This window comes from Streptomyces roseicoloratus, assembly GCF_004117935.1.
GTDB classification, from domain to species: Bacteria; Actinomycetota; Actinomycetes; order Streptomycetales; family Streptomycetaceae; genus Streptomyces; species Streptomyces roseicoloratus.
The window spans coordinates 1-21,716 of record NZ_SDOY01000178.1 but is presented as its reverse complement, the minus strand read 5'-3'; the positions used below and the strand labels follow the sequence as shown (position 1 = coordinate 21,716).

Below are 21,716 nucleotides of genomic sequence, written 5' to 3'. Positions count from 1 at the left end.
CCGAGGACTGGCGGGGCGTGAACGCCGAGGTGACGAAGCCGTTCATCGACAAGACCGCCAAGGAGTTCGCGGACGCGGCCAAGGCGGCGGACGGCATCCACAGGATCCTCCGGGACGGTTACCAGGCCTTCAAGAAGGCCAAGGACGACCTGATCAGGATCGTCGAGACGGAGGCCCCGCACGCCGGCCTCCTCGTCAGGAGTGACGGGACGGTGGAGGCCCGCTACTCCGTCGCCCGGGATGCCGTCGCCCGCGACCCCGAATCCCCGGAGACGTTCGACCTCAGGCGGCGCGAGGCGATCGCGGCCATGCAGCGGCGCATCAACGCCGTGATCGACAGCTGCGACGACGCCGACGAAGCGTGCTCGAACGCGTTACGGGCCGACATCACCGGCGACAAGCACAACTTCAGCGCCCCGAAGTACACCAGCCTCGACGCGGAGGAGGCGCAGCGCGCGATCGACCTGGCCAAGAAGGGCCGGGACATCTCCCACGCGGAGCTGGTGCGCCTCAACGAACTGCTGGCCGACAACAAGGACTCGAAGGCCTTCTCCAGGACCTTCTACGACGGCCTCGGCCCGAGGGGCGCGCTGGAGTTCTTCGGGCAGCTCTCCACCGACACGTACGGCGACAACCCGTCGGCGCCGGACAAGCAGCGCCTGGCCGACGTCCAGGCCCTGCAGAAGAACCTGGGCGTCAGCCTGGCCACCGCCACGGAGGGCGGCGACCGGTGGACCGAGCAGTGGTCGGCCGAGCTGCGGAAGCTGGGCACCCAGCGCATTCCGCTGTCCCCGAACGACAACAGCCCGGCGTACGGCTACCAGCTCCTCGGCGGCATTCTGCGCAACGGCGACTACGACCCCGAGTTCCTGGTCCCCATCGCCGAACATGTCACCCAACTCCACGGCAGGGACCCGCACTTCTTCGCCCAGAACGCCGGCGGCTGGATCAGGGACCCGTACAACCCGTCCGGGGTCAACGGCTCCGGATTCGACCCGGTGATCCCGGTGCTGGAGGCGCTGGGCCACAGCCCGGAGGCCGCGAAGCAGTTCTTCTCGGCCACGCCGACGGCGTACGAGAGGGACGGCAGCGTCGGGGGCACACTCGACCTGGGCAAGGACAAGGACGGCGGACCCATCCGCAGCTACCTCGACTTCTTCGCCAACGAGAAGTACGCGTACTCCGCCGACGTCGACGGCCTCGACCCCGGCCGCGCCAAGCAGGCGGCTGACTACATGCCGGACGCACTGGGCCACGCGCTGGAGGCGGCGACCCTGGGCCACGCGTGGGACGAGCCGAGGCCGGAGTTGCGGCGGGATGCCACGTCGGCCGCGATCATGAGTGCCGTCGTGACAAAGTACGGCGGCGACGCCGGACTCCTCCAGAAACACCAGTCCGCCATGGCGGACAGCCTGGGCACCATGGGGGCCGGCTATATCGACGACCTCAACTGGGCATTGGTGGGGAACGATCCGGGAAGTGCGTTCGCGCCCGATGCCAACGGCGCCGCGCACGCAAAGTTCGGTCGCGAGCGGGCGGTCGACTTCCTGAGTGTCCTGGGACAGCATCCGGATGCGTACGCCACGGTGTCGACGGCCGAGCGCCTGTACACCACCAGCGTGCTGGAGGCACAGGTCAGTGAAGACGGCCGCATCGACGAGGCGGCTGCGCGAGAGGCTGCGCGCACCGGAGCCACTCTTCAGGGGACATTGGACGAATCTCGCGCCAAGCAGGTCGAGGCCGAGGGTATGAAGGCTCATGAGGACTTCGAGAAGGCGCAGGAGAAGAAGGCAGCCTGGGTGGAGTTCGGGACTGCGACCGCCATCGCGGCGGGCGTCGCCTTCCTGCCCGCCACGGCCGCGGCTGCCGGCGCCGCCGCGATCCTCGTGCCGTTGGCGGTCGACACCGGTTCGGGTGCCATGGAAACTCTGGCCGGGCAGGTCATCGGCGACTGGTCCGAAAAGTCCGTCGAGCAGCACAAGGACGCGACGGAGGACAAGATCCACGAGGACAAGAGCACCATCTACGAGGCCGGCAGGTGCAGCGCCGAATCGCCTACGGAGAACTTCGTCAAGCAGCACCGGTCTCGCGTGAGCGGTGACTTCAAGCAGGATCTCATCGAGTCCGTCGACGGCGGATACGCGAAGGGGAACTCGCTGTCGGGCCAGACCGGAAACGCCCCGGAGACTGGTTGATCACGTGACGGAGAAAAAGACGAAGAGGGCGATCGTGTCCATTGCCGCGGGGCTGGCGGTTTGCGTGATGCTCACTTCCTGTGGGGGAAACGACGAGCCGGAGGAGCAGCGGGTCACAGCTGCGCAGCAGTGCGATGACGCACTTTCGCCTGCTGCGGCCCGTGCCCTTGAGGCAGTCCTGCGGACTGCGAGGTTCGACCATGGCCCGAAGGGCGGCTTGGATCGAATCGCGACGCAGTTGACCGAGGACTACGAAGAGGGCGGGCTACGCTCGCGAGCTCGCAGGATGTGCCGTGCAGGTGCCGCAGGTGCCCCAGGCCGGATCGACATCAGCTTCAGCCGCTACGACGACAGCGACCTGTTCGGAGAGATCCGCCCAGACGGGCTGCACCCCTACCTTCTGGGCAGGGAGGCGATGACCGGACCTGAGGCGGCGTATCTGTTCGTCCAATGTGTCAGTCCCCAGCTCAAAGGATCTCAAGAGCGGCCTGCTCAAATCGACGGGAGGCTCCTCGTCGAAGAGGTCAAACTCCCCGACACCCCACCCATCCGCGAAGCCAACCTCACCGTCCTCCATTCCGTAACCCTCGCCGTAGTCAAGAAGCTCGGGTGCGAGAACAACGCCGGGCTCCCGGACAAGCCCGTGTTCCGGCCGCGCCCGGACTAGAAGCGCGAGAAGCACCGCAGGGCCGGATCTCCTGGGAGGTCCGGCCCTGCGGTGCTGCTTCTTCGAGACCGTGGCGGGAATCGAACCCACGTAACTCGCTTTGCAGGCGAGCCCCTCAACCACTCGGGCACACGGTCGTGGTCGCACCTTGGTGCGGTGTTGCGGTGTTGCGGTGTCGCGGTGTTGCGGTGTCGCGGTGTCGCGGTGGTGACGAGGAAGACGTTAGGCGGGGGTGAGCGGGGAGCTCAATGGTTGGGGTCCGGGTGCAACACGACTGCCATGTTGTGTTCATGGTCGTAGGACCAGCGGGGCAGGAGGGATACGCCTCACGACAGGGGCCATCTGTCGGTACGGCCCTTACTCTGGGGCGTATGAGTGCCCTCGAACCGCGCGACGCGGACGCCGACACCGAGATCGAGACCGACGCCGTCGCGCCGCAGCCCGCCGCCGTGGCGTCCGGTGTCGTCGGCGGCGGATCCGTGCTCGACCGGGCGCACCGGGCGCTCAGCATCGGGATCGTCTCCGTCGTCCTGCTGATCGCCTTCGAGGCGACCGCCGTCGGGACCGCCATGCCCGTGGCGGCCCGGGAGCTGAACGGCGTGCCGCTCTACGCCTTCGCCTTCTCCGCGTACTTCACCACCAGCCTCTTCGGCATGGTCCTCTCCGGTCAGTGGTCCGACCGCGGCGGGCCGCTCGGGCCGCTGACCGTCGGCATGAGCTGCTTCGCGGCCGGGCTGCTGCTGTCCGGGACCGCCGGCGCCATGTGGCTGTTCGTCCTGGGGCGCGGCGTCCAGGGGCTGGGCGGCGGGCTGGTGATCGTCGCGCTGTACGTCGTGATCGGCCGCGCCTACGAGGAGCACCTCCGGCCCTCGATCATGGCCGCCTTCGCCGCCAGCTGGGTCGTCCCCTCCGTCGTCGGACCGCTCGCCTCCGGAACCATCACCGAGCACCTGGGATGGCGCTGGGTCTTCGTCGGCATCCCGGCCCTCGTCGTGTTCCCGCTCGCGCTCGCCCTGCCCGCCATCCGGCGCACCGCCTCCGGACCCACCGACCCCGGCGCCCCCGTCGCCCCATGGGACCGCCGGCGGATCCGGCTCGCCCTCGCGATCTCCTCCGGCGCCGCCCTCCTCCAGTACGCCGGCCAGGAGCTCCGCTGGCTCTCCCTGCTGCCCGCGGCCCTCGGCGCCGCGCTCCTCGTCCCCGCCGTCCGCGGACTGCTTCCGCGCGGCACCTACCGTGCGGCGCGCGGACTGCCGTCCGTGGTCCTGCTGCGCGGCGTCGCCGCCGGCTCCTTCATCGCCGCCGAGTCCTTCGTGCCCCTGATGCTCGTGACCCAGCGCGGCCTCAGCCCCACCCTCGCCGGGCTCTCGCTCGCCGTCGGCGGCCTCACCTGGGCGCTCGGCTCCTGGGTCCAGTCCCGGCCCCGCACCGAGCCGTACCGCGAGCGGCTCGTCGTCGTCGGCATGGTGCTCGTCGCCGCGTCGGTCGCGGCCGCGCCCAGCGTCCTGATCCCGGGCGTGCCGGCCTGGACCGTCGCGGTCGCCTGGGCCTTCGGCTGCTTCGGCATGGGCATGGTCATCGCCTCGACCAGCGTGCTGCTCCTCAAGCTGTCGGCGCCGGAGGAGGCGGGCGCGAACTCCGCCGCCCTGCAGATCTCCGATGGCCTCTCCAACGTCCTGCTGCTCGCCGCAGGCGGCGCCGCCTTCGCCGCGCTCGGCGGAGGTGCGGTGGGGCACGCCGTCACCGAGGCCGGCGCGGCCGCCGCCACCGGCGCGTCCCATCCCGCCGCCTTCGCCGCCGTCTTCCTGCCCATGGCCGGCGTCGCCGCCATCGGCTGCTGGGTCGCGACCCGGCTGGGTGCGCGTACGGACACGGGCGCCGGCGCCCGACAGGAGGCCTGACCGGCGGGGTGGGAGCGGAAAAGCCGTCGCCCCCGCCCCCGTGCCCCCACTACCGTCCCCGCATGCGCCACGACACCGACTCCGACGCCCCCACGGGCGTCGGCCCCGCCCCCGACGCCCCCATCGACGTCGGCCCCGACACCCCCGCCGGCACCCACCTCGGCACCCTCGCCCTCCCCCTCGGCGACCGGCTGGCCGGCGAGCTGGCCGATCTCGCCGACGCCCGCGGGCTCTCCGTCGAGGAGCTCGCCGGCGAGGCCGTGGAGCGGTACGTGAGGTTCGAGGCCACCCTCGTACGGCACGAGGCCATGCGGCTCGCCCTGAAGCACGGCGCCCTGCTGAGGAGGCTCGGAGAATGAGCGACGTCCGGTTCCTCACCGTCGCCGAGGTCGCGGACATCGCCCGTATCGCCTTCACCGGCGGCGGCGTCCCCGAGCTGCGCGCGCCCGGACTCCTGGAGTCCGCCGTGCACCGGCCGCGCGCCCGGATGTTCGGCGAGAGCGCGTACCAGGACCTGTACGAGCAGGCCGCCGTGCTGCTGCACGCGCTCGCCTCGAACCACCCCTTCGTCGACGGGAACAAACGCGCCGCCTGGCTCTCGACCGCCGTCTTCCTCTCCCTCCACGAGGTCGATCTCGACGACGTCGACCACGACCGGGCATACGAGCTGGTCGTGGGCGTGGCGAGCGGCGACCTGAGGGACATTCGCGACATCGCGGGGCGTTTGCGCGAGCTGTGAGGACCGTCTCATGAGGCGGTGGCACGGGCGTGATGCTGCCGGGTCGCGGCGGCCGCACCGGTAAGGTGGCCCGGTTGTCATATCTGGACGAGCGTCTGGACGAGCGTCGAACCGTAACCGGAGATCGTGACTACCACCGCCACCTCCTCACACCACCTCTCTCCCGCCTTCCCCGGCCGCGCCCCCTGGGGCACCGCCAACAAGCTGCGAGCCTGGCAGCAGGGCGCGATGGAGAAGTACATCCAGGAGCAGCCCCGTGACTTCCTCGCGGTCGCCACGCCAGGCGCCGGCAAGACCACCTTCGCGCTGACCCTGGCGTCCTGGCTGCTGCACCACCACGTGGTGCAGCAGGTCACGGTCGTCGCGCCCACCGAGCACCTGAAGAAGCAGTGGGCGGCGGCCGCCGCGCGGATAGGGATCAAGCTCGATCCCGACTACAGCGCCGGGCCGCTCAGCAAGGAGTACGACGGGATCGCCATCACGTACGCCGGCGTCGGCGTACGGCCCATGCTCCACCGCAACCGCAGCGAACAGCGCAAGACCCTCGTCATCCTCGACGAGATCCACCACGCCGGAGACTCCAAGTCCTGGGGCGAGGCCTGCCTCGAAGCCTTCGAGCCCGCGACCCGCAGGCTCGCCCTCACCGGCACGCCCTTCCGTTCCGACACCAACCCGATCCCCTTCGTCACGTACGAGGAGGGCAACGACGGGATCCGGCGGTCCTCCGCCGACTACACCTACGGCTACGGGAACGCCCTCGGCGACGGCGTCGTCCGGCCGGTCATCTTCCTCTCGTACAGCGGCAACATGCGCTGGCGCACCAAGGCCGGCGACGAGATCGCCGCCCGCCTCGGCGAGCCGATGACCAAGGACGCCGTCTCCCAGGCCTGGCGCACCGCCCTCGACCCGCGCGGCGACTGGATGCCCAACGTGCTGCGCGCCGCCGACCAGCGGCTCACCGAGGTGCGGAAGTCCATCCCGGACGCCGGCGGTCTCGTCATCGCCTCCGACCAGGACTCGGCGCGCGCGTATGCCAAGCTCATCCGTGAGATCACCGGCACCAAGGCCACCGTCGTCCTCTCGGACGACGCCGGTGCCTCCGGCCGGATCGACGAGTTCAGCGAGAACACCGACCGCTGGATGGTCGCGGTCCGCATGGTGTCCGAGGGCGTCGACGTGCCGCGGCTCGCCGTCGGCGTGTACGCGACCACGATCTCGACGCCGCTGTTCTTCGCGCAGGCCGTCGGCCGCTTCGTGCGATCCCGCAGGCGCGGCGAGACCGCGTCCGTGTTCCTTCCCACCATCCCGAGCCTCCTCGGCTTCGCCGGCGAGATGGAGGTCGAGCGCGACCACGTCCTCGACCGGCCGAAGAAGGAGGGCGAGGAGGAGGATCCGTACGCCGAGTCCGAGAAGGAGATGGCGGAGGCGGAGAAGCAACAGGACGAGGACACCGGCGAGCAGGACATGCTGCCCTTCGAGGCGCTGGAGTCCGACGCCGTCTTCGACCGCGTCCTCTACAACGCCGCCGAGTTCGGCATGCAGGCCCACCCCGGCAGCGAGGAGGAGCAGGACTACCTCGGCATCCCCGGGCTCCTCGAACCCGACCAGGTGCAGCTGCTGCTGCAGAAGCGGCAGGCCCGGCAGATCGCGCACAGCCGCAAGAAGCCGGACGCCGAGGCCGATCTGCTGGAGCTTCCGGCGGAGCGGCGGCCCGTCGTTTCCCACAAGGAACTGCTCGAACTGCGCAAGCAGCTCAACACGATGGTCGGCGCGTACGTGCACCAGAGCGGCAAGCCGCACGGCGTGATCCACACCGAGCTGCGGCGTGTCTGCGGCGGCCCGCCGAGCGCGGAGGCGACGGCGGGGCAGATCCGCGAGCGGATCAAGAAGGTCCAGGAGTGGGCGACCCGCATGCGGTGATCCCGCGCGCGGGATCACGTGAGCTCGTGCGGGATCGCGCGGGATCGTGCGGGATCGTGCGGGATCGCGCGGGATCGCGCGAGCTCACGTGGAGGAAGGCGTGCGGGAAGGCGGCGGGAACGCGCAGGAGGTCGTGTGCGGGTTCGCGCACGAGATCGCGCACGAGATCGCGCACGAGATCGCGTGCGGGAGCGCGCCGAGACCGCGCACGAGATCGTGTCCGGGAGCGCGCCGAGACCGCGTGCGGGAACGCCCCGAGAAGGCGCCGGGAACACACGCAAGATCGCGTTCGGGAACGCTGCGGGAAGGCGGCGGGAGCGCGCGTGAGAAGGCGTGCGGGGATGCTGCGGGGACGCGCGTGTGTAGGCGTGCGGGGACGCTGCGGGGACGCGGGTGAGAAGGCGCGCCGGGGCGCGGCGGCACCGCGCGGGGGAAGGCGTTCGAGAACGCGTGCGAGCAAACGCGAGAAGCCGAGTGAGTCCGCAGGAGCCCGCAGGAGCCTGCGGGAAGGTCCGCGAGAGCGCGCAGGTGTCCGTCGGAGTCCGCAGGAGCCCGCGAGAAGCCGAGCGAGCCCCGAGTGAGCCCGCATGAAGCCCGCGGGAACGTGCGCGAGGAAGGCCGAGGCCCGTACGCAGAGGCGGCGTACGGGCCTCGTCCCGTCCCGCGAGGAAGCGGGAGCGGCGGCGAGGAACCAGCCCCCACGGCGGTACCTCGCTTCCTCCACGCTACGAGCTCCCCGCGGGTCGTCTTGTCAGCCAAAGTCCCGCGTTCGGCCGACTTAGGTCCCGAACCGCCCGTATCCGGTCGCACGCGCCCGGATTCTGGACGAGGTCTTCCGCTGAGCGGAGCACGCCGCTACTGTCCCGGCTCAAGCAAACGCCCCGTGGCAGCGCCGCCGCGGAGCGCAGCCGGTGTGCCCCGTCCTGCCGGCGGCCTCTGACGTGCGTCGCCGATGGGACCGGTGTCGCAGCTTCCGTACGAGTCCGCCGTCACTCACTCCGAAGGAGAGGGCGTCGTGACCGCGGAGACCTCCCAGACGCTCGACCGGGGACTCAGAGTCCTCAAGCTGCTCGCCGACACCGACCACGGCCTGACCGTCACCGAGTTGTCCAACCGACTCGGTGTGAACAGGACCGTCGTCTACCGACTGCTCGCCACCCTCGAGCAGCACGCCCTGGTCCGCCGTGACCTCGGCGGCCGCGCCCGGGTCGGGCTCGGCGTGCTGCGCCTGGGCCGGCAGGTGCACCCGCTCGTGCGGGAGGCCGCGCTGCCCGCGCTGCGCTCGCTCGCCGAGGACATAGGCGCCACCGCGCACCTGACCCTCGTCGACGGGGCGGAGGCGCTGGCGGTCGCCGTCGTCGAACCCACCTGGACCGACTACCACGTGGCCTACCGCGCCGGGTTCCGGCACCCGCTGGACCGCGGGGCGGCCGGCCGGGCGATCCTCGCCGCCCGCCAGGGCGAGCTCATCGACCCCGGCTACACGCTCACCCACGGCGAGCTGGAAGCCGGCGCCAGCGGCGCCGCCGCGCCCCTGGTCGGCGTCACCGGCATAGAGGGCAGCGTCGGCGTCGTCATGCTCGCCGACGCCGTCCCGGAGCGCGTGGGCCCCCGCGTCGTCGACGCGGCCCGCGAGGTCGCCGACGCGCTGAGGTAGCCGACGCGCTGAGGTGGCCGACGCGCTGAGGTGGCCCGGCGGTCGCCGGGCGGGTGCCGGTCCCCCCGGGCCGCCGCCCCGCCCCCGCCCCTGCCTCCCGCCCCCGCCCTCCGGCGTCGGCGGATCGGTTACGGCTTTGGGGCGCGGGGCACGGGCGCTTCGGCGACGCCGGTGGCCGCGAGCAGTCCGCCCAGGGGTGTTCTCTCGTGGCTCACCGAACGGCCCGTCCGCGCGGTCGTCACCAGGCCCGCCGCCCGCAGGGCCGCCGCGTGGGCCGAGGCCGTCGCGTTGCTGACCTTCAGCGCGCGGGCCAGGGCCGACGTGGTGCGGGGCTCGGCGAGGACACGGAGGGCTTCGGCGCGGGTGCGCCCGAGAACGCCTGCCAGGGCCTCGTACGGGTCCTGAACGCCCTCTGGTGAGGGCGGGAGCCCCAGGCCAGGGCCCGCCGGGTACGTGAGGACCACAGGGCGGCCCGGGAGGTCCTGGAGGAGCGGGCCCGCCGGGTGGTGGAAGGTCGGCAGCAGGACGAGCCCGCGACCGCCGAGCCGGACCTCCCGGACCGGCTCGCCCGACGCCGGGCCCACCGCCCCGGACCCACCGTCCTCCCCGTGCCTCCGACCCCACCCCCGATCCCACCGCTGACCCCCCTCCCCCTCCCCCTCCCACTCCCACACGCCCCCGTGCAGCCTGCTGCCCGGGGCCAGGGCCGTCAGCGCGGCTGCCACGCCGTGTTCGGCCGTCGCCAGGGCGTAGCGGGTGAACTCCTCGCGGTGGAGGTCCTGGACGACGGGCCAGACCGGTGCGAGGACCGTCTCGTACGCGGCCCGCTGGGCGCGGTGCACGGAGCGCCAGGCGGTCTCCTCGCCCGCGTACAGGCCCCGGAGCCAGGAGGGCGCGGGCAGCTTCCCGTACACCCGCTCCAGCTCCGAGCGCACGACGCCGGGGCCGGTGGCGCGGATCCGCTCGAACGCGTCCGGCAGGGTGTCGCCGAGCACGTCGAGGAAGGACGGCGGGCGGCCCGCCGGCACCAGGGCGGCCAACGGTTCGGCGGCGGCCGGGAGCGAGCGCAGGACGCGGGCGCGCCAGGGCCTGAGCAGGGCCGAGGGAGGCCCGGGCAGCGGGGCGAGCGCCGTCGTCAGGGCGGCGTGCAGTTCCTGGAGCGGGGCCGGGCGGGGCGCGAAGCGCACCCGGGCGAGGTCGTCCGCCGTGACATGGACGCGCAGTGCCGTCCCCCGTGTCCGCACCCGCACGCCGCACGACTCCTCGTCTTCCACAAGCCTTTCGGCCAGGTCCTGAAGCCTCGCACCACCGCGGGGCCCGCGCCCAGCATGCCCGTATGACCTCTCGACGCACTCTGCTCCAAGGTGCCCTGCTCGGGACCGCCACCGCTCTGCTGCCCGCGGGCGCGTACCCGGCAACGGGCCCGGGCACGAAGACGGCCACCGCGGTGCCCACCGCCTCGTCCGCGCCCGGCCACGGCCGTGAACCGCTGCTGCGGCTGCCCGCGCCCACCGGCCCGTACCCCCTGGGCCTGCGCACCGTCCATCTGACCGACCCGGCCCGTACCGACCCCTGGGTGGGCGGCGTACGGGAACTGATGCTGACCGTCCTGTACCCGGCCCGTTCGGTACGGGGCTTCCGCCGGGCACCCCAGCTCACCCCGGCCGAAGCCGGGGTCTTCTCCGGGTACGCGCCGCACGTCCACCCGGGGCTGCCGGAGCCGGGCGTGGTGGACTGGGGCGCGGTCCTGACCCACGGGCACGTCGGCGCGCCGCCGCTGCCGGGCCGGCGGCCGGTGCTGCTGTACTCGCCCGGCGGCGGCGACTCCCGCACCCTCGGAACGAGCCTCGCCGAGGACCTGGCGAGCCACGGTCGGGTGGTCGTCCTCGTCGACCACCCCGGCGACGCCACCCAGGTGGAGCTGCCGACCGGGATGCGGAGGACCGTGCTGACCGGGCCGCCGGACCCGGAGACCTTCCGCACGATGACCGACACCCGCATCGCCGACCTCCGTCTCGTCGTCGACCGGATCGTCCGGGGACGGCTCGGCGAGCCGCCGCTCGCGCGGATCACGGACGCGGCCCGGATCGGCATGTACGGGCACTCCGCGGGCGGCACGGCGGTGGTGTACGCGGCCCAGGGCGACCGCCGGGTCGGCGCGGTGGCGAACCTGGAGGGCTTCCTCGACCGGGAGCCGCGGCCGACCGGCTTCGACCGGCCGCTGCTGCTCCTCCGCACCGACGGGTTCGCCGAGGCGGGCCGTGTCGTGTCCTCCTGGGCGGGCGTACCCGGCCGCCGCGAGCTGCTCGCCGACGCGAACCACTGGGCGTTCACCGACTACGGCTCACTGGTCCCGCGCCTCCACGCCCTCGGCCTGATGACGTCCGAGGCCCGTGCCGCGCTCGTCGGCACGGGCGACCCGGTCGCCACACTCGCGGCGCTGCGGCAGCGGACGGCGACCTTCTTCGCCCGCCACCTGCCCGCCGTCCGCCGCCTGCCCGCCGACCGCCACCTGCCCGCCGCCCGCCGGCGGCCGTAGACCCGCACCCGGCTTCCGGCCGGCCCCCGCCGCAGGCCCGGCGGCGCGGAGGCCGGGCGGGGGCCCAGTAGATTGGGGGCGTGCTTTCCCGTCTTGCCGGTCTTCCGCGCACCCGTGCCCTCGCGCTCTGCGCCCTGCCCGTCGCCGCGCTGTTCGCGGTCGCCGGGCTGGCGCCGCTGCCGTACGCCATCGCACAGCCCGGTACGACCGCCGACGTCCTCGGCAAGGACCAGGGCCGCGAGGTGATCACCGTCAGCGGTGTCCCGGTCCGTCCGACCCAGGGGCGGATGCTGATGACGACGATCCTGGCGACCGGGCCGTCGACGTCGCTCGACCTGGCGGACGTGGCCGACGCCTGGTTCCGCACCGACCGCGCCGTGCTGCCGAAGTCCTCGGTCTACCCGTCGGGCAAGTCCGACGAGGAGATCGAGCAGCACAACCTGGGCCAGATGAAGGAGTCCCAGGACGCGGCGACCCTCGCCGCCCTCGGCTATCTGAAGCTGGACCCGAAGAAGGTGAAGGTCACCCTCCACCTCGCCGACGTCGGCGGCCCCAGCGCCGGGCTGCTGTTCTCCCTCGGCATCGTCGACAAGATCGACGGGGACGGCGACGGCGGCGAGCTGACCGGCGGCCGCACGATCGCCGGTACCGGCACGATCGAGCCGGACGGAACGGTCGGCGCGGTCGGCGGCGTGTCCCTGAAGACCCAGGCCGCCGCCCGGGACGGCGCCACGGTCTTCCTGGTGCCGAAGGCCGAGTGCTCCGACGCCCAGGCCGAGCAGCCGGAGGGGCTGCGGCTGATCCCGGTGACCACGCTCAACGACGCGGTGTCGTCCCTCCGGGCGCTGGAACAGGGTCAGGAGTCGCAGGTCCCGAGCTGCTAGCGCCGCCAGGCCCGCTGGGGCCGTCAGGACCCCTTGAGCCGCCAGGATCCCTTGAGCCGCCAGGGCCGCTTGGGCCGTCCGGACCGGTCGAGCTGCCAGGGCCGCTTGAACCGTCCGGACCGGTCGAACTGCCGGAGACCTTTCCCTTCCCCGTGGCTCGCCTGCCCGCGGCCGGGGCGTCCAGTTCACGCCAGACCGGGAACAGCAGCGGCGACAGGGTGGCCAGGAGGAACGCGCCGCCGACGACGAGCAGTGCCGCCGTGATTCCCACGCTCTCGACCAGCAGGCCGGCGGTCAGGCCGCCGAGCGGAGTGGTGAGCAGCACGGAGGCCGTGCTGGCGCTGCCGACGCGGCTGCGCAGTTCCTCGGGCACCACCTCGTAGAAGGCGACCGTCAGGATCGGGTTGAGGACACCGGCGCCCAGCCCGCCGAGCGCCGCCGCCACGAGCATCGGCGGGATGGTGTCGGTGAACGCGGCGGTGAGGATGGGCGCGGTGGATATCAGGAAGCCCGCGGTGAAGACGGGCCTGCGCGGGAAGCGGGTCCCGATCGCGCCGTAGAGCAGTGCGCCGGCGAGGGCGCTGCCGCCGAAGACGGCGACCAGCAGGCCCTGCGCTGCGGAGCCGCCGAGTTCCTCGCGGGCGTGGATCGGCAGCAGCACCGAGCTCCAGCTCAGGGCGAGCCCGTTGGTGATCATCACCATGAGGTTGACGGCCAGCAGCAGCCGGGTGCGCAGCAGGAAGGAGTAGCCCTCGCGCAGGTCGGCGCGGTAGGTGGCGAGGTTCAACGCCGGTGCGTCGCGCAGGGGTTCGGCCGACGGGACGCCGCGCAGGCCCGTGAGGACGAGCAGCGAGGAGGCCAGGAAGGTAGCGGCGTCGACGTACAGCACGGTGTCGGCGCCCATCAGCGCCACGAGCAGGCCGCCGATTGCGGCTCCGGTCATCCGCGCGCCGCGCGAGACGGCGTCGTAGAGGCTGGCGGCGCGGGCCAGCGGGGTGCCGGAGTGCCGGGCCAGGTCGGGAACGAGGACGTGGCGGGCGGTCTCGCCGGGCGCGTGGAACAGGCCGGTGACGGCCATCAGCGCGCACAGCATCCAGAACTGCAGCAGTCCGGCCCGGCTGAGCAGCGGGATCGCGGCGAGCGCCAGGGCGCAGACAAGGTCGGAGGCGACGGAGACACGGCGCCGGCCGATCCGGTCGATGACCGGGCCGCCCGCGAGGGCGGAGAGCACGACGGGCGCGGCGGCGCAGAAGGCGACCAGGCCGGCCTTGGCGGCGCTGCCGGTGGTCTCCAGGGCGAACCACGGGACGCCGATGAGGGTGAGCGAATTGCCGCTGATGGAAACGGCGTTGGCGGATAAGACGGCGGCCAGCGGCAGTCGCGAGCGGGCGCCCGCGGGCGGGTGTGCGAGCGGCTGTGGGCGTGACGAGTCGGGCACGGGCACGGTGGTTCCCCCCGGTTTCGGATTCGGCTCCTGTGTCGGTGTCGGTGTCGGTGTCGGTGTCGGTGTCGGTGTCGGCTCGGGTGTCGGTGTCGGCTCCCGTGGCGGTGGCGGTGGCGGTGGCCGTGGCGACGTCGGCTCGGGTCTCGACGTCGGCTCGGTCTCGGCTCGGGTTCGACTCGGGTTCGGCCGGGTGTCGCGTGCGGCCAGGCAATGGCGGTGCGCGCTACGTCAGTTGACGCCGTCCTGCGGGAAGGCGTGCAGGTGCATCCGTATCCGTCGGGTCTCAGCGCCCTCGGGTTCGCCGGCGACCCGGTACTCCTCGATCAGGTCGTGGATTCTCGTGTTGAGCTCGTGGGCGCGCTCCGGCGAGAGGTGGAGCGTGAAGTCGCTCATGTCGGAGGAGTCCCGCCAGACCTCGTCGAACTGGTGGCGGGTGCCGAGGTAGGTGTTGAGCTCCTGGGTGTGGATGTTCGCGATCTCGTGGAGGAAGACCTCGACGGCGCCCTGGACCTCGGGGTCGGGGTTCTTGTGCAGCGACGCGTCGAAGGCCGTGCCCTGCTGGGCGGCTCTCCACCAGCGCTCCCGGCCCTTGCCGAGCTCCGGCGCGTCCTCGACGAAGCCGTGGGCGGCGAGCCGGCGCAGGTGGTAACTGGTGGCGCCGCTGGACTCGCCGAGCCGCTCGGCCAGCCGGGACGCGGTGGCCGGGCCGTGGTGGCGCAGGGCGCGCAGCATCTGGATGCGCAGGGGATGTGCGAGGGCCCGCAGGGAACGCGGGTCGAGGACACGGTTCCCGGAGGGCACCGGCCCGGTCTTCTCCTGCTCGGTCTCGTTCTCGGACATGGCATCACCGTAGAAGTTGCAGAGGAAATTCTGCAAGGGTTTTTTGCAGAACTCCTTTGCAACTCATTCGAACGAGTGACTGAGAGGGGGGAGGGGGCCTGAGGGGGCGGGCTGAGAGGAGGGACTGGAGGAGGGACTGCGAGGAGGGGCTGCGAGGAGGGACTGCGAGGAGAGTCGGCGTCGGACGAACGCGGCAAGCGGACGCGACGAGGACGCGCCCTACCGCGGCGGCTCCACGTCCTCCGCCGCCTGCTCCACCAGCGGGATGATCCGCAGCGGGACCGGGTTCTCCATGACGATCGCGGTCGACGCCCGCACGATGCCGTCGAAGCCGACGACCCGGTCGATCACCCGCTGGAGATCGGCGTTGGAGCGGGCCACGAGCCGGCACAGCATGTCGCCGTGACCGGTCGTCGTGTGCAGCTCCAGGACCTCGGGGACGGTCGCCAGATGCCCCCGGACGTCCGCGCCCTGCCCCTGCTTGATCTCCAGGGTGGCGAACGCGGTCACCGGATACCCGAGGGCGGCGGGGTCGACCTGGGGGCCGAAACCGCGGATGACCCCGTTCGACTGGAGCCGGTCGAGACGCGCCTGGACCGTGCCGCGCGCCACGCCGAGCCGCCGCGAGGCCTCCAGGACCCCGATCCGCGGCTCGCGCGCGAGCAGCGCGATCAGCCGGCCGTCCAGATGATCGATCGCCATGGAGGCCTCCCGATGGTCATGATGTACAAGTCGCTCGCTCATCCTGCCCCGGTGCTGTACAGATTGACCAGCAGAACAAGAAACTATTGCGCAGCCTGACGAGCAGCGCGACCCTGCTCCCATGACTGAGACCATCGATCACACCCCTTCCACCGCGCGTGAGGCCGATCCCTTCCCGGTCAAGGGAATGGACGCGGTCGTCTTCGCCGTCGGCAACGCCAAGCAGGCCGCGCACTACTACTCCACGGCCTTCGGCATGAAGCTCGTCGCCTACTCCGGACCGGAGAACGGCAGCCGGGAGACGGCGTCGTACGTCCTCACCAACGGCTCCGCCCGGTTCGTGTTCACCTCCGTCATCAAGGCCTCCACCGACTGGGGCCACTTCCTCGACGAGCACGTCGCCCAGCACGGCGACGGCGTCATCGACCTGGCCATCGAGGTCCCGGACGCGCGCGCCGCCTACGCCCACGCCGTCGCGCAGGGCGCCACCGGCCTCGTCGAGCCGTACGAGCTCAAGGACGAGCACGGCACCGTCGTCCTCGCCGCCATCGCCACGTACGGCAAGACCCGCCACACCCTCGTCGACCGCTCCGGCTACGACGGCCCGTACCTCCCCGGCTACACCGCCGCCGCCCCGATCGTCGAGCCCCCGACCAAGCGCACCTTCCAGGCCATCGACCACTGCGTCGGCAACGTCGAGCTCGGCAAGATGAACGAGTGGGTCGAGTTCTACAACAACGTCATGGGCTTCACGAACATGAAGGAGTTCGTGGGCGACGACATCGCGACCGAGTACTCGGCCCTGATGTCCAAGGTGGTCGCGGACGGCACCAAGAAGGTGAAGTTCCCGATCAACGAGCCGGCGATCGCGAAGAAGAAGTCGCAGATCGACGAGTACCTCGAGTTCTACGGCGGCCCCGGCGTCCAGCACATCGCCCTCGCCACCAACGACATCGTCGCCACCGTGCGCGCCATGCGCGCCGCCGGCGTCGAGTTCCTCTCCGTGCCGGACGCGTACTACGACACGCTCGGCGAGTGGGTCGGCGACACCCGCGTCCCGATCGACGAGCTGCGGGAGCTGAAGATCCTCGCGGACCGCGACGAGGACGGCTACCTGCTGCAGATCTTCACCAAGCCGGTCCAGGACCGCCCGACCGTCTTCTTCGAGATGATCGAGCGCCACGGCTCGATGGGCTTCGGCAAGGGCAACTTCAAGGCCCTGTTCGAGGCGATCGAGCGCGAGCAGGAGAAGCGCGGCAACCTGTAGGCGCGGCCTCCCCATACGAGGGGCCCGACCCAGGGGCGACACCCCGGGGCCGGGCCCCTGTCACGCCCCGGCGCACGCCGACCGCGCCCGGGGCATCCCCGGTGACACCCCGGGCGGGTTACGGGGGGCTCGCCCGGGGCCACCGTCGCCGTCCCGCGCCCGCGCGTCATCCGACCCGGCCCGCGCCGTGCATCACGCGGTCCCGGACGCGGTTCCCGGAACGGCTCCCGCCGCACCGCCCCCGGTCCCGGGCTACTCGGGCTTCCCGGGCTCCTCGGGCTTCCCGGAGCCGCTCACCGTTCCGGAGGACTCCGGCTTCCCGGAGCCGCTCACCGTTCCGGAAGACTCCGGCTTCCCCGACCCCTCCGGCGCCGGCGGCTTCCCCGATCCCTCCGGCTCCGACGCCCCCTCACCCCGCACGTCTCCGGGCAGCACGTCCGCCGGTTCCCCTACCGCCTTCACGGCCGCCCGCGCGCGCGGCGCGAACAGCGGGGAGAACGACGGATGGGTCCGCAGCGCCTCCGCGAGGTGCCGCCGGGCCGGCCCGTGGTCCTCCAGGGCCCGCTCGATCTCCCCGCGGTGGTACGCGAAGAGCGCACTGCGCAGCCCCTCGTCGGTGGCCCGCTTCGCGAACTCCAGCGCCTCCTTCGGTGCGCCCGACCGGAAGAGCGCCCAGCCGAGCGCGTCCGCGACCTGCACCGAACGGTGCCCGCGCGCCCACTCCGCCCGCAGCCGCCGCACCGCCGCCGCCGGGTCGCCGTGGTCCGCGTCGAGCCGTCCGAGCACCACCTCCGCGCCCGGCCAGGAGCCGGTCCGCAGCCGCTCGTACAGGGCCTGCGCCTCCTCGTCCCGGTCCAGCGCCTCGTACAGCTCGCCCGCCTCCAGGAGGTACTCCGGCAGCGGCAGCCGCTCCAGCGCGGCCCGCCAGTCGCGCACCGCCTCCGACGTCCGGCCGAGCGCCGCGTGCGCCCGTGCCCGGCCCGCGAGCGAGGGGCCGTGTTCCGGTACGAGGCCGAGCGCGGCACCGTACTGCGCCAGCGCCTCCGCCGGCTCGCCCCGCTCCCAGGCGAGGTCGCCGAGCCGGGCGAGCGCGGCCGCCTTGTCCGGGTCCGTCGCGGCCAGCGCCACCGCGTCCGCGGCGGCCGCGCTCGCGTCCTCGCGCCAGCCGCGGTTGCGGTACAGCTGCGCGGAACGCGCGCTGACCGCCGCGCCCGAGTGCAGCCCGGTGAGCGTCTCCGTGGCCTTGCCGGCCGCCTTGTAGTCACCGAGGCCGTTGTACGCGTCGATCAGCACGGGATAAGCGGGCCAGCGCTTCGGGTCCGCCTTCCGCACCCGCTCGGCCCATTCCCTGGCCGTCTTCCAGTCGCCGCGGGCGTTCGCGAGCGCCGCCATGCCCAGCTGGGCGTCCAGGTTCCCGCGGCCGGCCGGCCGCACGGCGAGGGAGCGCTTCAGGGCCGCCTCCGCGCGCGGCAGGTCCGCGGGGTCGGCGCGCCGCACACCGCGCTCCGTGTAGGCGGCGCCGAGCGTCGCCCATGACGCCTCGTCACCGGGGTGGGCCCGCAGCCACTTCTCCCGGTCGCCGATCAGCGCGCCCAGATCGGGCAGCGCCGCCTGCCCGCCCGCGTTCACCGCCTTCGCGGCCCGCTCGGCCGGGCCCGGTGCGGGCGGCGGCGTACGGTCGGCCTGCTCGGGCACGTACAGCAGCGCCGCCGCCGCGAGCACCGCGACGGCGCCGCCGGCGAGGACCGCCCTCGACACGTTCTCCGTCTTCATGGCGCTCACTGTGCGCCCGTACGCGGCTGTACGAAGAGCACACGAGCGCCCGTCCCGGCGGGTTCACACCGATGGCCCCGGGTGCCACGCTGGAGGTATGGACGATCTTCGGCAGGACGATCCTCACCAGGCGGCCCAGACCCATCCGGCGGCCCAAGACCACCCGGCGGCCCCAGCCCACGAGGCGACCCGGGCTCACGAAGCCGACCGGGCCGACCACGCCAGCCAGGCCGACCAGGCCGACCACACCGACCAGGCGCACGCGCCTGACGTCGTGGCGCGCCTCCACACCATGCTGCGCGCCGGCCTCCCCGCCGACGCCGTGCTCACCGACCCGGACGTCACGGCCTCCTACTCCCGGGACATGGCGAGCTTCTGCGCGGCCGGCACCCCCGCGGCCGTCGTGCTCCCGCGCACCGTCGAACAGGTCAGGCACGTCATGCGCACAGCGACCGAGCTGCGCGTGCCGGTCGTCCCGCAGGGCGCCCGCACCGGTCTGTCCGGCGCCGCCAACGCCTCCGACGGCTGCATCGTGCTGTCCCTCGTCAAGATGGACCGCATCCTGGAGATCAGCCCGGTCGACCGGATCGCCGTCGTCGAACCGGGCGTGGTCAACGCCGTGCTCTCCCGGGCCGTCGCCGAGCACGGTCTGTACTACCCGCCGGATCCGTCCAGCTGGGAGACGTGCACCATCGGCGGCAACATCGGCACCGCGTCCGGCGGCCTGTGCTGCGTGAAGTACGGGGTCACCGCCGAGTACGTGCTCGGCCTCGACGTCGTCCTCGCCGACGGGCGGCTCCTGCGCACCGGCCGGCGCACCGCCAAGGGCGTCGCCGGATACGACCTGACGCGGCTCTTCGTCGGCTCCGAGGGCAGCCTCGGCATCGTCGTCGGGGCCGTGCTCGCGCTGAAGCCGCAGCCGCCGGCCCAGCTCGTGCTCGCCGCCGAGTTCCCCTCGGCGGAGGCCGCCTGCGAGGCGGTCTGCGCGATCATGGAGCGCGGCCACACACCGTCGCTCCTCGAACTCATGGACGGCACCACCGTCCGCGCCGTCAACAGGCTTGCGCACATGGGTCTGCCCAACACCACCGAAGCGCTCCTGCTGTGTGCCTTCGACACCCCGGACCCGGCCGCCGATCTGGCCGCGGTGGGGGAGCTGTGCCGCGCCGCCGGGGCGACCGAGGTCGTACCGGCCGATGACGCCGCCGAGTCCGAACTGCTCCTCCAGGCGCGCCGTCTCTCGCTCACCGCCCTGGAGACCCTCAAGACGGCGACGATGATCGACGACGTGTGCGTGCCGCGCACGAAGCTCGCCGCGATGCTCGCGGGCACGGCGGAGATCGCGGAGAAGTACGGGCTGACCATCGGGGTCTGCGCGCACGCGGGGGACGGCAACACCCATCCCGTCGTCTGCTTCGACCACGCGGACGAGGACGAGTCGCGCAGGGCGCGGGAGTCCTTCGACGAGATCATGGCGCTCGGCCTCGCACTGGGCGGCACGATCACCGGCGAGCACGGCGTGGGCGTACTGAAGAAGGAGTGGCTGGCGCGGGAGCTCGGGCCGGTGGGCGTGGAGCTGCAGCGCGGGATCAAGAAGACCTTCGACCCGCTGGGCCTGCTGAACCCCGGCAAGCTCTTCTGACCTTCCCGGCGACTTTCCCGGCGACCTTCCTGGCGACCTTCCCGGCGACCCGGCAGGTGATCTCTCGGACGACCCGGCAGACGACCTCTCAGGTGACCTCTCGGGCAACCCTTCAGATGACCTTTCGGGTGACCTCTCCGGTTCGGGGCTCACATCTCGCCCTCGGGGGACTCGTCCGACGGCCACGGGTCGCTCAGCCACAGCTCGTCCGCCACCACCGTGGTGGCGAAGAGCTCGGCCAGGCCCTCGTCGATGCCGAGCTGCCCGGCCTCGGTGCCCGGCGGGACCGCGCGCAGGGTCCGCTCCAGCCAGGCGGACACCTGCGCGGACGGCGCCTCCAGGAGCGCGTCGCCGTCCGGGGACGAGAGCGCCATGAGGATCACGTTGCGGCCGTCCACCTTGGTCGGCCAGATCCGGACGTCGCCGTGGCCGCAGGGCCGGAAGACGCCCTCGACGAGCAGTTCGCGGGCGAACGTCCAGTTGACGGGGTGGTCGGAGCCGATGTGGAAGGTGATGTGCACGGCGTACGGGTCGCCGACGCGGTACGCGAGCAGGGCCGGGACCGGGATCGAGCGCTCGGGGGACAGGACGAGCTTCAGCTCGAGCTCGCGCTCGACGACGTTGTTCTCGGTGTTCTGCATGGTGCTTCCGCCTCTCCGGGTACGGGCCCGCGGTGGGCCTTCACCCAGGGAGAGAGGGGTCGGGCGGATCCATTACGCGACTTCGGGAAAGTTTCCGAGGAATTTTTTCGGGGGATCCTCCGGGGGGCCTCCCGCGGATCCTCCGGAGGCCCGAGGATCACCCAGCGTGACGAAACGACGGGTCCGGTCCTCGAAGCCTCCCTCGAAGGCGGGCTTTCTGGTGGGCTCCTTGTCCCTCCGGCGTCGTTCTTCGTTACTGTCCTCCTTGGGCTCGGCGCGGTCGGCGCGGTCGACGCGCGGCCCGGGCGGACCAAAGGCGTTGTGACTGAACGGAGTCGGGGCAGTGGCTACTCCTCCTGGAGGCGGCGGAGACGTACCGCAGGCGGGCTACTACCCGGATCCGTCGATTCCGGGGTACATCCGCTTCTGGAACGGCGGTGCCTGGGTGCCCGGTACGAGCCGGCCCGCGCCCAAGGAGGGCGAGGCGCCTCCGGTCCCGCCGGTCGCCGTCGCGCCCCAGCTCGCGCCCGGCCCGGCCCCCGCGCCGTCCGTGCCGGCGGCTCCGGCGGCTCCGGCGGCGCCCGCCGTCCCGGCCGTCCCCGCGGTCGAGGAGACCGGCCCGCTCTTCTTCGACGAGGACCCGCTCCCGGCCGAAGCCCGCCCCCGGCCCGCGTCCGCCTCCTCGGCTATCGCGTCCGTGCCGTCGCCGGCCCACGAGCCCGAGCCCGAGCGTGAGCCGAGGCCCGCACCGCAGGAGCCCGCCTCCGCCTGGCAGGCCAGCACGTCGCGGCAGACCGGTTTCGGCGGCGAACGCGACCAGAAGGTGTCGTGGGGCTCGACCGAGGACCCGCGCGCGGCCTGGCCGGCGGCGGGCGCGCCGCAGCCCGAGAGCCGGCCCGCGAGCG

18 protein-coding genes and 1 tRNA gene are annotated in these 21,716 nt (G+C 72.7%); 12 read left to right on the top strand and 7 right to left on the bottom strand.

Annotated elements, in window-relative coordinates; translation table 11 throughout:
- Together ESG85_RS33665 and ESG85_RS33660 are read left to right on the top strand one after the other, a co-directional pair.
- Window positions 1-2,195: DUF6571 family protein (locus tag ESG85_RS33665; RefSeq protein ID WP_128984983.1), on the top strand; the 2,195-nt coding region annotated here is incomplete at its 5' end.
- A gap of 4 nt (window positions 2,196-2,199) precedes the next feature.
- A complete protein-coding gene (locus tag ESG85_RS33660; RefSeq protein WP_128984973.1) occupies window positions 2,200-2,862 on the top strand; it encodes a hypothetical protein in 663 nt (220 codons plus the stop codon).
- A gap of 65 nt (window positions 2,863-2,927) precedes the next feature.
- Here the strand turns inward: ESG85_RS33660 and ESG85_RS33655 are convergent.
- Window positions 2,928-2,999 (bottom strand) — tRNA-Cys (locus tag ESG85_RS33655).
- A 234-nt stretch (window positions 3,000-3,233) separates the two neighbouring features.
- On the opposite strand from ESG85_RS33655, the gene ESG85_RS33650 reads away from it, so the two are divergent.
- The 5 genes from ESG85_RS33650 (at window position 3,234) to ESG85_RS33630 (ending at window position 9,079) form a co-directional block, all read left to right on the top strand.
- Complete coding sequence (locus tag ESG85_RS33650; RefSeq protein ID WP_128984972.1) at window positions 3,234-4,763, top strand: MFS transporter; 1,530 nt, start codon at window positions 3,234-3,236, stop codon at window positions 4,761-4,763.
- A 62-nt stretch (window positions 4,764-4,825) separates the two neighbouring features.
- Window positions 4,826-5,122 carry a hypothetical protein gene (locus ESG85_RS33645; protein WP_128984971.1) on the top strand — a complete coding sequence of 99 codons (297 nt, stop codon included), beginning with the start codon at window positions 4,826-4,828 and terminating at the stop codon, window positions 5,120-5,122.
- Window positions 5,119-5,502 (top strand): type II toxin-antitoxin system death-on-curing family toxin, encoded by a 384-nt coding sequence (locus ESG85_RS33640; protein ID WP_128984970.1) that lies wholly within the window; start codon window positions 5,119-5,121, stop codon window positions 5,500-5,502. The genes ESG85_RS33645 and ESG85_RS33640 overlap by 4 nt, the downstream gene beginning before the upstream one ends.
- A gap of 123 nt (window positions 5,503-5,625) precedes the next feature.
- A complete protein-coding gene (locus tag ESG85_RS33635) occupies window positions 5,626-7,422 on the top strand; it encodes a DEAD/DEAH box helicase (protein WP_128984969.1) in 1,797 nt (598 codons plus the stop codon).
- Window positions 7,423-8,437: 1,015 nt separating this feature from the next.
- The gene (locus ESG85_RS33630) at window positions 8,438-9,079 is read left to right on the top strand and encodes an IclR family transcriptional regulator (RefSeq protein WP_128984968.1); all 642 of its coding nucleotides are present in this window, start codon (window positions 8,438-8,440) and stop codon (window positions 9,077-9,079) included.
- 128 nt (window positions 9,080-9,207) lie between these two features.
- Here the strand turns inward: ESG85_RS33630 and ESG85_RS33625 are convergent, their stop codons facing one another.
- Window positions 9,208-10,323, bottom strand: coding sequence for an ArsR family transcriptional regulator (locus ESG85_RS33625; protein ID WP_246095546.1), 1,116 nt, complete (start codon window positions 10,321-10,323; stop codon window positions 9,208-9,210).
- A gap of 92 nt (window positions 10,324-10,415) precedes the next feature.
- On the opposite strand from ESG85_RS33625, the gene ESG85_RS33620 reads away from it, so the two are divergent.
- Together ESG85_RS33620 and ESG85_RS33615 are read left to right on the top strand one after the other, a co-directional pair.
- A complete protein-coding gene (locus tag ESG85_RS33620; RefSeq protein ID WP_128984967.1) occupies window positions 10,416-11,618 on the top strand; it encodes an alpha/beta hydrolase family protein in 1,203 nt (400 codons plus the stop codon).
- An 80-nt stretch (window positions 11,619-11,698) separates the two neighbouring features.
- Entirely contained in the window at window positions 11,699-12,502 is an 804-nt protein-coding gene (locus ESG85_RS33615) for a S16 family serine protease (protein WP_128984966.1), read from the top strand.
- Here the strand turns inward: ESG85_RS33615 and ESG85_RS33610 are convergent.
- The 3 genes from ESG85_RS33610 to ESG85_RS33595 form a co-directional block, all read right to left on the bottom strand.
- Entirely contained in the window at window positions 12,435-13,940 is a 1,506-nt protein-coding gene (locus ESG85_RS33610; protein ID WP_128984981.1) for an MFS transporter, read from the bottom strand. The genes ESG85_RS33615 and ESG85_RS33610 overlap by 68 nt on opposite strands.
- Window positions 13,941-14,174: 234 nt before the next feature.
- Complete coding sequence (locus tag ESG85_RS33600; RefSeq protein WP_128984965.1) at window positions 14,175-14,786, bottom strand: ArsR/SmtB family transcription factor; 612 nt, start codon at window positions 14,784-14,786, stop codon at window positions 14,175-14,177.
- A 219-nt stretch (window positions 14,787-15,005) separates the two neighbouring features.
- Window positions 15,006-15,488 (bottom strand): Lrp/AsnC family transcriptional regulator, encoded by a 483-nt coding sequence (locus ESG85_RS33595; protein ID WP_128984964.1) that lies wholly within the window; start codon window positions 15,486-15,488, stop codon window positions 15,006-15,008.
- 121 nt (window positions 15,489-15,609) lie between these two features.
- On the opposite strand from ESG85_RS33595, the gene hppD reads away from it, so the two are divergent.
- Window positions 15,610-16,755 carry a 4-hydroxyphenylpyruvate dioxygenase gene (gene hppD, locus ESG85_RS33590; RefSeq protein ID WP_128984963.1) on the top strand — a complete coding sequence of 382 codons (1,146 nt, stop codon included), beginning with the start codon at window positions 15,610-15,612 and terminating at the stop codon, window positions 16,753-16,755.
- A 252-nt stretch (window positions 16,756-17,007) separates the two neighbouring features.
- Here hppD and ESG85_RS33585 read toward each other — a convergent pair whose 3' ends face one another.
- Window positions 17,008-18,528 carry a tetratricopeptide repeat protein gene (locus ESG85_RS33585; RefSeq protein ID WP_246095542.1) on the bottom strand — a complete coding sequence of 507 codons (1,521 nt, stop codon included), beginning with the start codon at window positions 18,526-18,528 and terminating at the stop codon, window positions 17,008-17,010.
- Between the two features lie 292 nt (window positions 18,529-18,820).
- Between ESG85_RS33585 and ESG85_RS33580 the strand changes: the two genes are divergently transcribed.
- Entirely contained in the window at window positions 18,821-20,170 is a 1,350-nt protein-coding gene (locus ESG85_RS33580) for an FAD-binding oxidoreductase (RefSeq protein ID WP_128984980.1), read from the top strand.
- A 149-nt stretch (window positions 20,171-20,319) separates the two neighbouring features.
- On the opposite strand, the gene ESG85_RS33575 is transcribed toward ESG85_RS33580, so the two are convergent.
- On the bottom strand, window positions 20,320-20,811 hold the full coding sequence (locus ESG85_RS33575; protein ID WP_128984961.1) for an SsgA family sporulation/cell division regulator: 492 nt from the start codon (window positions 20,809-20,811) through the stop codon (window positions 20,320-20,322).
- A gap of 343 nt (window positions 20,812-21,154) precedes the next feature.
- Here ESG85_RS33575 and ESG85_RS33570 point away from each other — a divergent pair.
- Window positions 21,155-21,716: DUF2510 domain-containing protein (locus ESG85_RS33570; protein ID WP_164986385.1), on the top strand; the 562-nt coding region annotated here is incomplete at its 3' end.

Excerpts from the sequence above, each read along its gene's own strand:
- ESG85_RS33580 (WP_128984980.1), top strand. The coding sequence starts at position 18,821 with ATGCTGCGCGCCGGCCTCCCCGCCGACGCCGTGCTCACCGACCCGGAC.
- ESG85_RS33640 (WP_128984970.1), top strand. The coding sequence starts at position 5,119 with ATGAGCGACGTCCGGTTCCTCACCGTCGCCGAGGTCGCGGACATCGCC.
- ESG85_RS33645 (WP_128984971.1), top strand. The coding sequence starts at position 4,826 with ATGCGCCACGACACCGACTCCGACGCCCCCACGGGCGTCGGCCCCGCC.
- ESG85_RS33600 (WP_128984965.1), bottom strand. The coding sequence starts at position 14,786 with ATGTCCGAGAACGAGACCGAGCAGGAGAAGACCGGGCCGGTGCCCTCC.
- ESG85_RS33585 (WP_246095542.1), bottom strand. The coding sequence starts at position 18,528 with ATGAAGACGGAGAACGTGTCGAGGGCGGTCCTCGCCGGCGGCGCCGTC.
- ESG85_RS33575 (WP_128984961.1), bottom strand. The coding sequence starts at position 20,811 with ATGCAGAACACCGAGAACAACGTCGTCGAGCGCGAGCTCGAGCTGAAG.
- ESG85_RS33620 (WP_128984967.1), top strand. The coding sequence starts at position 10,416 with ATGACCTCTCGACGCACTCTGCTCCAAGGTGCCCTGCTCGGGACCGCC.
- ESG85_RS33650 (WP_128984972.1), top strand. The coding sequence starts at position 3,234 with ATGAGTGCCCTCGAACCGCGCGACGCGGACGCCGACACCGAGATCGAG.
- ESG85_RS33595 (WP_128984964.1), bottom strand. The coding sequence starts at position 15,488 with ATGGCGATCGATCATCTGGACGGCCGGCTGATCGCGCTGCTCGCGCGC.
- hppD (WP_128984963.1), top strand. The coding sequence starts at position 15,610 with ATGACTGAGACCATCGATCACACCCCTTCCACCGCGCGTGAGGCCGAT.